The sequence below is a fragment of the Fictibacillus sp. BK138 genome, from assembly GCF_004216955.1.
In the GTDB taxonomy this organism is placed as follows: domain Bacteria; phylum Bacillota; class Bacilli; order Bacillales; family Fictibacillaceae; genus Fictibacillus.
The window spans coordinates 504,776-517,745 of the sequence record NZ_SGXL01000001.1; the positions used below are offsets into that span (position 1 = coordinate 504,776).

Annotated in this window: 12 protein-coding genes; 6 read left to right on the top strand and 6 right to left on the bottom strand. The window is 44.2% G+C overall.

The window, feature by feature from the left end; all coding sequences use genetic code 11:
- Positions 1–20 precede the first annotated feature (20 nt).
- The 4 genes from EV282_RS02545 to pxpB are packed head-to-tail and all read right to left on the bottom strand — an operon-like array spanning position 21 to position 3,747.
- Positions 21–812 (bottom strand): putative hydro-lyase, encoded by a 792-nt coding sequence (locus tag EV282_RS02545; protein ID WP_130293517.1) that lies wholly within the window; start codon positions 810–812, stop codon positions 21–23.
- 18 nt (positions 813–830) lie between these two features.
- Positions 831–2,021 carry an NRAMP family divalent metal transporter gene (locus tag EV282_RS02550; protein WP_130293519.1) on the bottom strand — a complete coding sequence of 397 codons (1,191 nt, stop codon included), beginning with the start codon at positions 2,019–2,021 and terminating at the stop codon, positions 831–833.
- Between the two features lie 15 nt (positions 2,022–2,036).
- On the bottom strand, positions 2,037–3,050 hold the full coding sequence (locus EV282_RS02555; protein WP_130293521.1) for a biotin-dependent carboxyltransferase family protein: 1,014 nt from the start codon (positions 3,048–3,050) through the stop codon (positions 2,037–2,039).
- Positions 3,043–3,747 carry a 5-oxoprolinase subunit PxpB gene (gene pxpB / locus EV282_RS02560; protein ID WP_130293523.1) on the bottom strand — a complete coding sequence of 235 codons (705 nt, stop codon included), beginning with the start codon at positions 3,745–3,747 and terminating at the stop codon, positions 3,043–3,045. The genes EV282_RS02555 and pxpB overlap by 8 nt, the downstream gene beginning before the upstream one ends.
- Positions 3,748–3,962: 215 nt before the next feature.
- Between pxpB and manA the strand changes: the two genes are divergently transcribed.
- Positions 3,963–4,922 (top strand): mannose-6-phosphate isomerase, class I, encoded by a 960-nt coding sequence (gene manA / locus EV282_RS02565; protein WP_130293525.1) that lies wholly within the window; start codon positions 3,963–3,965, stop codon positions 4,920–4,922.
- Positions 4,923–5,130: 208 nt separating this feature from the next.
- On the opposite strand, the gene EV282_RS02570 is transcribed toward manA, so the two are convergent.
- Both EV282_RS02570 and EV282_RS02575 read right to left on the bottom strand, forming a co-directional pair.
- On the bottom strand, positions 5,131–6,099 hold the full coding sequence (locus tag EV282_RS02570; RefSeq protein ID WP_130293527.1) for a nuclease-related domain-containing protein: 969 nt from the start codon (positions 6,097–6,099) through the stop codon (positions 5,131–5,133).
- A gap of 267 nt (positions 6,100–6,366) precedes the next feature.
- Positions 6,367–7,380 (bottom strand): LacI family DNA-binding transcriptional regulator, encoded by a 1,014-nt coding sequence (locus tag EV282_RS02575; RefSeq protein WP_130293528.1) that lies wholly within the window; start codon positions 7,378–7,380, stop codon positions 6,367–6,369.
- Positions 7,381–7,723: 343 nt separating this feature from the next.
- Here EV282_RS02575 and EV282_RS02580 point away from each other — a divergent pair, with 343 nt between their 5' ends.
- From EV282_RS02580 to EV282_RS02600, 5 genes are read left to right on the top strand one after another with little or no spacing between them, the layout of a single operon-like run.
- Entirely contained in the window at positions 7,724–9,043 is a 1,320-nt protein-coding gene (locus EV282_RS02580; protein ID WP_207224278.1) for an ABC transporter substrate-binding protein, read from the top strand.
- A complete protein-coding gene (locus EV282_RS02585) occupies positions 9,040–9,912 on the top strand; it encodes a carbohydrate ABC transporter permease (RefSeq protein WP_130293530.1) in 873 nt (290 codons plus the stop codon). Before EV282_RS02580 ends, EV282_RS02585 begins: the two co-directional genes overlap by 4 nt.
- Positions 9,899–10,726, top strand: coding sequence for a carbohydrate ABC transporter permease (locus tag EV282_RS02590; protein ID WP_130293532.1), 828 nt, complete (start codon positions 9,899–9,901; stop codon positions 10,724–10,726). The genes EV282_RS02585 and EV282_RS02590 overlap by 14 nt, the downstream gene beginning before the upstream one ends.
- 17 nt (positions 10,727–10,743) lie before the next feature.
- Positions 10,744–11,667 (top strand): MTP-1 family protein, encoded by a 924-nt coding sequence (locus tag EV282_RS02595; RefSeq protein WP_130293534.1) that lies wholly within the window; start codon positions 10,744–10,746, stop codon positions 11,665–11,667.
- Positions 11,668–11,680: 13 nt separating this feature from the next.
- Positions 11,681–12,742, top strand: a complete 1,062-nt coding sequence (locus EV282_RS02600) for a BtaManbiosPhlase (protein WP_130293536.1) — start codon at positions 11,681–11,683, stop codon at positions 12,740–12,742.
- Positions 12,743–12,970 lie beyond the last annotated feature (228 nt).

Consider the following 12,970-nt stretch of genomic DNA (forward strand, 5'->3'; position numbering starts at 1 on the left):
GGAGACACCTTTGTACAATATTATAAAACCCCAAACTTCTCATCACGAACATCAGTAATAAACATATGCCCCGGGGCGTGAGTAATCATGATTTCAGGCTTCACATGCATCGCCACCGCTTGAGGTGTCACCCCGCATGCCCAGAACACCGGAACTTCGCCTTCATGAATCTGAACGGGATCACCGAAATCAGGCTGGTACAGGTCATAGATCCCGATGCTCTCGGGATTTCCGATATGAACGGGCGCACCGTGAACGGAAGGGAAGCGGCTTGTGACTTGAACGGCCCGAACGACATCTTTTTCAGGTAGCGGCCTCATACTCACAACCATCGGACCCTCAAACCGCCCAGCCCCAACGCATTCGATGTTCGTTTTAAACATCGGAACGTTGCACCCGCGCTCAATATGGCGTACTGGAATGCCGTTATTCATCAATGCATGTTCAAACGTGAAGCTGCAGCCGAGTAAAAAACCGACCATGCCATCATCCCAGAGATCTTTAATATCTGTTCTTTCTTCAGCCAATTCACCGTTTCGATAAACGCGGTACTTAGGAATATCCACTCGCAGATCCGCATCAGGAGCGACAAGCGCAGGCACAGCTGAACCTGGCTCCGTTACATCCAGTACAGGACATGGCTTCGGATTCCGCTGGCAAAACAAAAGGAACTCAAACGCCAATTCTTTTGGCAAAACGACTAAGTTTCCTTGCGTGTACCCGTTAGCGAGTCCGCTTGTCGGCTTCCGCCAATCACCGCGTCTGATCATATCGCGCGCTTCAGCAGGATTCATACGGTCTAGTGCATTCATGAAAGCTCCCCCTCGACTTTATGCAAATAACTTAGGCAGTCCTGTGTACAGTGAATAAACACTCATGACCGCCATGATCACAACGATCAGCACACCGAAAATTGTCATCCACATGGGATGTTTGTAGTCACCGACAATCTTTGGTTTGTAAGCCGCAATCAGCATCACACCTAATGAAATCGGTAAAATTAATCCGTTTAATGATCCTACTAAAATGAGAATCTTAACCGGCTGTCCAATAATTGTGAAAACCAATGTTGAAACAGCAATAAACCCGATGATGATCCACTTATGATATTTTTCCAAAGTAGGGCTGAATGTACGAATGAATGAAACGGACGTGTAAGCTGCCCCAACAACAGAAGTGATGGCAGCCGCCCACATGACAACACCGAAAATTTTATAACCAATATTACCGGCAGCTAATTTAAACACGGAAGCCGGCGGGTTAGCTGGATCAAGCGTCAATCCTTGCGCCACGACGCCAAGTGCCGCTAAAAACAAGAAGATACGCATGATAGACGCAATCCCGATTGCCGAGATGGATCCGCGTGTCACTTCACCTAAATTTTCTTTCCCTTTGATTCCTGCATCAAGCAAACGGTGTGCACCGGCAAATGTGATGTAACCGCCGACTGTTCCTCCGACAAGCGTTACAATCGCAAGTACATCGATCGTGTCTGGAGCGAACGTTTTTACAACCGCTTCTCCAACAGGAGGCTGAGCGGTGAACATCACGTAAATCGTTAACGCGATCATGATGAAACCAGCCACTTGTGTGAAACGGTCCATCGCTTTTCCAGCTTCACGGACAACGAATACTAAAATGGCGATAATTCCACTGAGCAATGCCCCCATTTTAGGAGAAACACCAAAAAGAACGTTAACTCCAAGTCCAGCTCCAGCGATGTTACCGATGTTAAACGCGAGTCCACCCATTACGATCAACGCGGCAAGGAAAAAGCCTAAGCCAGGGAGAACATCGTTTGCGATATCCTGCGCTCTTTTTTCGGAAACCGCGATAATGCGCCACACGTTCATCTGCGCTCCAATATCAATAATGATGGAAGTTAAAATAACAAAACCAAAACTGGCAGCGAGAATGGACGTGAAGTGCGTCGTTTGTGTTAAAAATCCTGGTCCGATAGCGGATGTCGCCATTAAAAACGCCGCGCCCAGCAGTATACTAGCTTTCGATTCTTTCTTCATACTCTTCCTCCTTGATTACTTCGATTCTTGTTTGATTTTTAGTGAGATTCCTTGTTTCAACTGGTGGATTTGTTTTTCTCGGTCTAAATAGAGCTGTTGCGCGACTTCATGTGAAACCTCGGTGAACTGTACTTTGTCGCCAGGCTTCAGCTGTGCCATGATGGGAAGATCAACCGTTGCGATCTGCCCGATTTTCGGATAGCCGCCTGTTGTTTGGCGGTCGGCGAGGAGCACGATTGGATTTCCTTCTGACGGAACTTGGATCGTACCGAAGTTCACCGCTTCTGAAAGCATTTCTTGTTCTTTTTCGAGTTGGAGTTCAGGTCCTTTCAAGCGGTAACCCATCCGATCAGACTGCGATGTCACGTCAAACGATTCTGTAAAAAGCTTCATCTGGCTGTCTTGCGTGAACCAGTCGTACTGTCTGCCTTTCATCACGCGCACTTTCGGTTTTGAAACAGCTGTTGACGTGAAATCTGACGCGATCGTCCACTGCATCTCAGCAAACTTTTGCCCGTCTAATTCAGCAGCCAACACTTCCGTAATTTGAGCAGCAAATTCACTAGGTTCCCCGAGTGTCAGTTCATCATCTGCTTGAAGCGGTTTTCCGTTGAAGCCCCCGATTCCTGCTCGTATGTAAGTTGATTTGCTGTCCATGATTTCTGGCAAAACGAATCCACCCGCGACGGCGAGGTAAGCACGGCAACCTGTTTTGCATCCTCCAAATTTCAGTTTACTTCCGGCTTTCACTAAAACAGAACGCCATAGTTTGACCCGCTTCCCATTAATAGAAGGAGAGAGGTTTCCGCCGCAAATCGAGATTAGCGTGTCTTCGGAAAATTCCATGTCAGGACCTAATAAAGTGAGCTCCAGGGTAGCTTCATTTTCATCATTGCCAACTAACAGGTTTGCTATCCGGTGAGCGGTCGAGTCCATCACACCACTCGCGATCACACCGTATTTTTGATAGCCGTAGCGGCCAAAATCCTGAACACTTGTAAGGAGGCCTGGCTTCGTAATCTTAATCATTCTTGTTCTCCTCCCATTTTTGAAACTCTTCTTCTGTAATCGGGACGAATTTTATTTGATCTCCCGCTTGTAGAAGGCTTGGTGTATCGCCTTCCGGAAGAAAAAGTTTGCGCGGCGTTTTTCCGATCAGCTGCCAACCGCCAGGTGTTTCGATCGGATAGACTCCTGTTTGTTTGCCGGCAATCCCGACTGATCCAGCTGGAATCTTCAGTCGCGGATTTTTCCGTCTAGGTGCAGCGATCCGTTCATCCATCCCGCCAATATAAGGGAAGCCTGGCGCAAACCCGATCATATAAACGATGTACTCGCCGTTTGAATGAATGTCGATCACTTCTTCAGGGGTCAATTCGTTTCGTTCTGCCACTTCTTCCAAATCTGGTCCGAACTCTCCGCCATAGCATACCGGAATTTCCACAACGCGCGGTTCTGCACCTTGCTCCACATCTAGTTTTTCCAAATGTGCGCTTAATTTCTCACACACCTGTTCATATGGAAGAGTGTTTGTTTCGATTTTACAAGGGTCATAAAAAACGGCGACCGTCGTAAAACCAGGCACGTACTCAATCACCCAATCAAAAGACTTTTTCTCTAAAAAAGAGGAGACTTTATTCACTTTTTGCTGAATGTCTCGGCTGATGTCTTCGCCGAGCTCGATGATCACACTGTTGTCACCTAAAGGCTGCAATTTAAACTCCATCATTTTCTCCCCTATCTATTTATGTAAAATTAATCAGAATATTTGTATATTTATAAAGGTCTAGTATAAAGGAAAACGCTTTAAAATCAAACCTTCTTATCAATTGTTTCCCGATAGTAATTATTTCTAGTCTCGAATTTTCCATACAGGTGGTTTATCTTTAAACAAACGTATAGAATGGGGAGTAGAAAACCCAGATAGGGAGTGTTGTAAAAGTGTATAATGAACCGATTTTTCTAAAACCTGTATTCAAAGACCGAATCTGGGGCGGAACAAAGCTTCGGGAAGAGTTCGGCTATGATATTCCATCAAAAACAACCGGTGAGTGCTGGGGAATTTCCGCTCATTCGAACGGACCGAGTGAAGTCGTGAACGGACCATTAAAGGGAAAAACGCTTGATCAAGTATGGAACGAGCATCGCGAACTTTTCGCCGATCAAGAAGGAGAAGACTTTCCTTTATTGGTAAAAATTTTAGATGCGAAGACAGATCTTTCTGTGCAGGTGCACCCGGATGATTCTTATGCACGTGAAGTAGAAGGCGAGGCATTCGGTAAGACAGAATGCTGGTACGTGATCGATTGTGAGCCAGGTGCTGAATTGGTGTACGGTCATCACGCGGGCTCGAAGCTTCAATTTGAAGAGATGGTCGCAGATGGCCGCTGGAACGATCTTTTACGTAGGGTTGCTATTAAGCCAGGCGATTTCGTGTATGTGCCAAACGGAACGATTCATGCGATCGGTGCGGGAACGATGATCTTGGAGACGCAGCAAAGCTCTGATATCACTTACCGCGTGTATGACTATGACCGTCGTGATGATGCTGGAAACACGCGTGAGCTTCACATCGAAAAATCAATCGAAGTCGCGATGATTCCTCATCAGGATGCTGACTTCGAGCCTGTTTTATCAGCGAATGAGGATTTGAAAATCGAGAAGCTGATTAAAGAGAACTATTTTACGGTGTATCACTGGAACTTAGAAGGTTCAGTGGGTGCAGTAGAAAATCCGTCGTATCTTTTGGTGAGTGTGCTTGAAGGTGAAGGAGAGTTGAAGATTGGTGGTCAATCTTCTTACCACTTTAAAAAAGGCGACCACTTTATCGTGCCATCGACCGTGAAAAACTTCGGAATGAGCGGGAAAGCGAAGTTTATCGTGTCACATCCGACGATTTAAAGAAAAGGAGCAACCGGAATCTGAGGGATTCCGGTTGTTTTTTGTTTGAAAAAGGGCATGTGCGTGAAACAGAGGTGTTTCTGCGTGGAACGGTAGCTAGTCTGCGTGGAAACTGGGATTTTTGGCGTGGAACCGGACGCGTCCTGCGTGAAACTCCCTTCACTTTGCGTGAACGTGTAACAGATAAAAGAAGACGTACCGTAAAAAATTATACTAACTCATCGAGAAGATATGTTTTGTGCTTTCCAGCGATTTTACTAGGTAGTTTCAGAGAATCTAAAAGGTGTTTAACTGTATGCCTTGAAGGAATTTGAAGAAAGACGCAACACTCATGAATTGGTATTTTCGGGCTTATCAATAGTGCATATTCCTTTAATGTTTCAGTATGTGCTTGATTGCAATAATGACCGCAGTCTAGACAAAACCACTTCCTTCTTGCTCTAATCATAGGAATTTTACAACATTTCGGACAGGCTACACCTTTAATTAAGTCATCCGCAGATATATTAAATTTTTTGAAAAGATCTTGATCGGTTTGATTATGATGTTTAAGCAGAAGCCGAGTTAATTTTTTGATGTCTTTTTTAGTGATGATGTCCTTTTTATGGTGCTTTTGATAGGTGTGGAATCTAGCTAGAAGGTTAGTGCTATGAGTAACAGATTTGGAGATATTCATATTTTTAGGAATGGACATAATTTTGGAGTTGGGGTTGCTGATAATCACCAATGATTCAATGGGAATCGTGGTAAATTTATGGAGAGCCAACCATTCTTTGAACAAATGAGTTTGCCGATAAAGTTGTGAGATTGGGTCTGGGAACACTTCTTCGATATCTTTATAAGTGCGGATTAGCTGGTGAAATTCTTGGTCAAAGAGTAGAGTACCAGAAATATGTTTCACTTCAATAATGAGAAAAAAAGATGGTGTTATGATAAGGATATCGATTTGAAAATGACTGGAGCCGAACGGAAGACGGAGATCGTGGAAAATGTGAGTTTCCTCTTTTGGGAGTAGGTCCAGATGAAAATCGAGGGATTTTTCACCTTTATAACCTGCAATGCTCCTCATAAGTTCGCCTTCAATTTCCTTCTCTGCAGGATGATCAGGTGAAAAACGCTTATGTAGAAGTCTTAATTTCTTAATTTTAATAGATTCTGCTGCTTCTTTTACTATCATAACATCACTCCTTATGAAAAAATTCTCTTATGTGACGGGATAGTCCTGCAAGCGGATTATAGTTCCGTTATTTTGCGTGAAACAAAAGTGTTTCTGGGTGAAACCGACGGTGGTCTGTGTGGAAATCGGGAATTTTGGCGTGGAACAAAGGGTGTTTTGCTTGAAACTACTATTATTTTGCGCGAACGTGTAACAGATAAAAGAACACGTACCGTAAAACTACCAATCACCAATAATGAAAGCCCCTTGCTACCAAGGGGCATCATTTTATTTATTAACTTTTGAAGTAGACTCACGTTTTAATAGTGTTGCTGGAAGAAGAAGCTCTGTGATCGGTTCATCTGTGTTATCCATCCGCCAAACGAGCTGTTCGATCGCCTTTCTCCCATACAGCTCCAAATCAATATCCACCGTTGTAATCTTCGGGTTCGCCAATCTCGAAAGCTGTCCGTTATCAAAACTGCAGACTGAAACATCATCAGGCACGCGTAACCCCTTTTGCTGAAGCGCAGACTGAACAAAAAATCCAAGTCCATCGTTTACACAAAACCAAGCTGTCGGCTGTGTCCCCACTGAATCCACCAGATCACGTACTACCACTTCACTTTCTTCAACTGAAGAAAAAATCAATTGCTGATCGACTGACAGCTCGTGCTCCCCAAAAGCGAGCAAATACCCTTCAAGTCGTTCCTGATAACTCGGTGAAAAGCGGGTATCCCCAACGAAAGCAATTTTCTTATGACCAAGGTCGATCAAATGTTTAACAGCCGAATATGCCGCGAATCGGTTGTTCGTCAGAATCGCATCAGCCTGAATGAGCGGGTGATGATGGTCAATCGTTACCGTCGGAATGCCGGTTGCGATGACTTTGTTGATATATTCTGTGCTGATATGCGATAAGATCAGCACGCCATCGACTTGTTTGTTTTCTATAAAAGAAGGGAGAGTCAGATTCTCTTTCGCCTCGTTGCTTACCGACTGTATCAGTACATTAAGCCCTTTGTTTGTCGCCTCTTTTTCCACACTCAAATAGATCTTTCCAAAAAAGCTTTGCAACGAAAAAGCTAAATCTGAAGCGATTAGTCCGATGTTTCCTGTTCCACCGTTATTTGTTTTCACTGACATCGTTTTGTATTGATAACCTAGTTCCTTAGCTGTTTCTTCAATTTTTTTACGCGTGGCAGGACTTACTCCAGGTTTTCCAGAGAGAGCCTGTGACACGGAGTTTTTTGAGATATTTAAATGATCCGCAATGTCTTGCATGGATACTTTTTTCGCCATTATTTATACAAACCTTCCAAAAAAAGAATTTTGTCACGTTACAAATTAAATATAAACGAAAAGGTAGATTAAGTAAATAAATTCTAATAATAAATTTAATTCGATTAGAACAGCCTGCAATAAAGGGATATATCTAGATGTAAAATTGATAGAAAAATTATTTGACAACATTACAGTTACATGAAATAATCACATTACATAAAGTTACAAAATAACGGTTATTGATTATTTTTAAATTATTGTAATGTTATTGGGTTTTTATTTTTTAACTCTAAATGATAGCGCTGTCATTTTGAGTCTTACACCATAATTCGGAAACACTATTAACAAGGGGGATATTCTGATGAAAATGAAAAAGGCAGCATCTCTTTTCCTTACCGCAACGATCGCAACATCCGCACTGGCTGGCTGTTCAACCGGTAACGGCGGCAGTAAATCTGCTGACGGAAAAACGACGATTGAATTCTGGGCAGCTCCAAACCCGACGCAGCAAGTGTATTGGAAAGAGATGGCGGAGGAATTTGAAAAAGAAAATCCGAAAATCGATGTTAAAGTAAGTCCAATAAAAGAAAGTCCGACATCAGAAGCAAGCATTCAATCTGCGATCGCAGGTAAAAGTGCACCAACGATGTCTGAGAATATCAACCGTGGATTCGCAGCACAGCTTGCTGAAAGTAAAGCACTTGTTCCGCTAAACGAGGTCGAAGGCTGGGATGAGCTGCTGAAAAATCGTAATATGACAGACACGGTTAAAACGTGGAAGTTCGCGGATGACAATCAATATGTTATGCCGATTTACTCAAATCCAATGTTGTTTGGCTGGAGAATCGACATTTTAAAAGAAGTGGGAGTAAATGAAATTCCTAAAACGTACAGCGAGGTCCTTGATGCAGTTAAGAAGCTAAAAGCCAAACACCCGGATAAATACTTGTGGGCGAAGGGTGACCTTGCAGACCCAACTGCCTGGAAACGCTGGTTTGACTTCTTCATGCTCTATGATGCAGCATCCGGAGGCAACAATTTTATTGAGGGTGACAAGTTCGTTGCAGAAGATGAAGCTGGCTTAAACGTTCTGAAATTTATGGGCGATCTTCAAAAAGAGGACGCACTGTTAACGAAGCAAGCTACCGATCCGTTTGAGAGCGGACTAGGTATTTTCACAGATCTTGGACCATGGACGTTCAGCTATTGGGAAGAAAAGTTCCCTGAGATGAAGTACAACGAGACATTTGGGCTCGCGCTTCCTCCAGTTCCAGATGGTGCTGATACGGAAAACGTGAACACGTTCGCTGACACTAAAGGAATCGTGATCTATGCGTCAGCAACAGAAGAAGAGCGAAAAGCTGCGATGGAGTTTATGAATTTCGTTTATTCGAATCCAGAAAACGATCTGAAGTGGCTCGAGACTACAAAACTTCCGCCAGCACGTGATGACCTTTCATCAAACGATTCGTTCAAAGCGTTCTTTGATAAAAATCCTGAGCTGAAGCCTTATGCAGACGCAGTACCAAACGCAATACCTTCTATTGATAACGCAAAATACAACGAGCTTCAGACACATATCGGCCGTTACGCTGTGAACCCTGTCGTGAAGGGAGAAGTTGATCCTGAAAAAGGCTGGAAAGAAATGAAGAAGGCCATAAAGGAGGAACTTAAAAAATGATGAAAAGAAACGGGACGGGCTGGCTATTCGCCAGTCCTTACCTTTTATATGCGGTCATTTTCTTCGCCATACCGCTGATCTGGTCGATGTATCTATCGTTTACGGACTGGAATCTGATCTCGCCAGTCTACTACTTTAAAGGGTTTGATAATTTTATAGAAGCAGTGAAACATCCAGGAGTACAGGCGGCATTTTTCGTAACATTTAAGTTCATGGCAGCGTTCGTGCCGGTGGTTATCGTTTCATCGCTTGCGGTGGCGCTTGTCATTCATGGACTGCCAAAGTTTAAAGGACTGTTTTTAATCGGATTCTTCCTGCCGTATTTGGCATCAGGGGTTGTTTCCTCCTTGATCGTAAAAGGATTGCTGTCGCATAACAGTGCGTTCAACGTCTTTTTGCGTAAGTTTGGAATCGAAGTCGACTGGCTGAGCACACCGTTATCCGCCTTGCTTGTGGTTGCGGCGATCATTGCTTGGAAGTTTACCGGTTACTATGCACTTATTTTGACTGCAGGGTTTGAAGGCATCAATAAAGACGTTTATGAAGCAGCTGCGATTGATGGCGTAACACCATCACAACGTTTTTGGAAGATAACGTTGCCACTGCTATATCCAGCATTATTTACCGTGTTGATTCTCTCAATAGGTGTTTCTTTCGGGATCTTTACGGAGGTTTACCAGCTGACAGGTGGTGGACCAAACTACGCAACAAACACATGGCAGATGGAGATTTTTAAACAAGCGTTTACAAACCTAAGCGCAGGTTATGCGTCAGCGGTTGCGATCATCGCTTCGGTCGTGACGTTCGCATCCATCTTAGTCATCAGAAAACTATTAGAGATGTGGGGGAAACGTAATGGTTGGGTCTAAAAAAGGATTAACATTTCGATATCTAATCGCTTTTGCACTGCTTATCGTTATGGTCTTTCCATATCTCTATATGGTGATGAACTCGTTTGCCGACTGGACGCAGGTCGATAAAAAAGTGGTGCCGACGGAATTTACGATGAGATCGTATGAGTGGCTGTTCTCAGGCGGGGAAGCTGGGATCGCGAGACCATGGCTGAAAGCTTTCTTCAACAGCGTCATCGTTTCAACGGCATCGACTGCACTCATGATGGTGACAGGCGCGATGGTCGCTTTCGCACTCGCAAAAATGAACTTTAAAGGACGCGACTTCATCAATAACGCAGTATTGTTCCAAATGTTTTTCCCGGCGATCATCTTGCTGATCCCAACATTTTTGATCATCCAAAATGCTGGGCTTTATGACACATATACAGCAATGATCCTGCCGAAAGCGATGAGTTTATGGGCCGTCTTCATGTACACGAACTTTTTCCGGGCGATCCCGGACACATTTATCGAAGCGGCTAAACTCGACGGTGCTTCCAACTTTCAAATTTTATATAAAATCGTGATGCCGATGTCAAAATCGATCACAACTGTCGTTTTCTTATTTCTTTTCATGGAAAGATGGACGGAATTATTGTGGGATATGATTGTGGTCAGAAGTGATGGCATGCTGACGCTGAACGTACTGTTGTCGCAGATGTTCGGACCATACGGCGGATACCCTGGTCCGATGTACGCAGCATCCGTTCTACTCACGGTTCCAATCATCATCTTGTTTCTATTCTTTTCAAAACAGTTCAAAGAAGGCATGCAGTTTACGCTTAAATAGGTTGAAGGAGAAATTTTATGACAAAAACATGTGCAGAATTAGTGGAGATTTATTTAGAAAAAGATCAGCCGGCGAATCCCAAAAAGCTAACATTTACGGGTGTTGGGGAACGTGATGTGTACAACATCACAGCTCCGTTTGAAGACGAAGGAGAGCTAGTGATCGCTGGCCGTGTTGAAGCCCGTGACACAGAGCACTCCGAAGTTTACTTTTTCGTGAACCGTGATGGGGTTTGGACACCGAGAGAAGGAGCGCCTGTTTTTGAACTGCAAGATCCGTTCGTGACACGAATTGCCGGAGTGCTAGTGCTTGGCGGAGTGGAAATTTTTCCGCATCCGACGAATGAAGGCGCACTTGGCTGGCGGACCGTTTTTTATAAAGGTTCTTCTATTGAAATGTTGAAACAATTTTTCAAAGGGCCAGACGGAATGAAAGATTTACGGCTAGCAGAATTAAAAGATGGAAGCGTTGCTGTGCTGACTCGTCCTCAAGGGGAAAAGGGTGGACGCGGAAAGATCGGTTTTGCGCGCATTCCATCATTAAAAGAGTTAACACTCGATGTGGTTGAAGAAGCGCCACTTTTTGAAGGACAGTTTGCTGAAGGAGAATGGGGCGGTGCGAACGAGCTTCACATTCTTGGTAACGGACAGATCGGCGTACTTGGACACATCGCAAGTTTTGATGAAGAAGGAAACCGTCATTACTACCCGATGGTGTTTGCGTTAGATCCTGAAACAGGTGAGCATACTGAAATTCAGCTCATTGCCATTCGTGATGACTTTTTAGCTGGCGAGTCTAAACGTCCAGATTTAGTGGATGTGGTGTTTAGCGGCGGACTTGTTCGGAAGGAAGGCGGAACTGCCGATTTTTACGCAGGGATCAGTGACGCGGAGGCACACAAAATTACGATAAAAGATCCGTTTGATCAATTTGAAAAATAAGGGGACATGCAGCATGAATGTGTATCGATATGAAGAAAACCCGCTCGTTACGCCTCGTGACGTGAAGCCGCACCGTGACGATTTTGAAGTGATCGGCGCGTTTAACGCTGGAATTGCTAAATATAATGACGAAGTGATCATGCTTTTGCGTGTGGCCGAGCGTCCGATAAGTGACGATTCGAACGTGGTGAAAGCGCCAGTTTACAATGTTGAGACGGGGGAACTGGAGATCCATTCGTTGGATTTGGACGATGAACGATATGATTTCTCTGATCCGCGTGTGATTTGTGAAAAAAAGAATGGGAAAAGTTTTTCGTTTTTAACATCGCTTTCCTATATTCGATTGGCGCGCAGTAAGGATGGACGCAACTTTACAATCGATGATGAACCTTTCATCTATCCATCAAATGAACTGGAGACATTCGGAATCGAAGACCCGCGCGTCACACAGATTGAAGACACGTACTACATCTATTACAGTGCGGTTTCTCCGGCAGGTGTGGGAGAGTCGCTCGTTTCGACGAAAGATTTTGTGGAAGTGGAGCATCACGGGATGATCTTCTGCCCTGAGAACAAAGACGTGTTAATTTTTCCTGAAAAAATTAACGGCCATTATTATGCGTTGCACCGACCAGTTCCGAAAAGCACGGGTGCACCGGAAATCTGGGTCGCGGAATCTACGAACCTATTGCATTGGGGCAACCATAAGCACTTAATTGGGTTGCGAGATGGTAAGTGGGATAACGGCCGAATCGGAGGCGGTGCGGTTCCGATCAAGACGGAAAAAGGCTGGCTAGAACTCTATCATGGGGCATCAAAAGAAGACCGATATTGCATGGGGGCTGTTTTGCTAGATTTAGAGAATCCGGCAAAAGTGATCGCTCGGTCGGAAACACCGATCTTAGAGCCAGAAGCCGATTATGAAGTGGACGGATTCTTCGGGAATGTCGTGTTTTCATGCGGAGTTCTCGTTGAAGGCGATGTGGTGAAGATGTATTACGGCGTGGCAGACACTTCAATGGCATGCGCAGAGCTCAGTTTACAGGAGATTTTGGATTCGTTGACGTATTTATAAGGAAGATGAATGCCAAAACATTGCGTTTTGGCTTTTTTTTTGGGGAATTAATCATTACTGACTGGCATTTTAGGATATACTGCGTGAAAAGACATACTTTATGCGTGGAACGCAGGGTGTTTTGCGTGGAAGTCGGACTTACTTGCGTGAAACCAAGGGATTCTGCGTGATAGTTCCTTCATCTTGCGCGAACGTGTAATAAATAAAAGAACACGTACCGTAAACCAT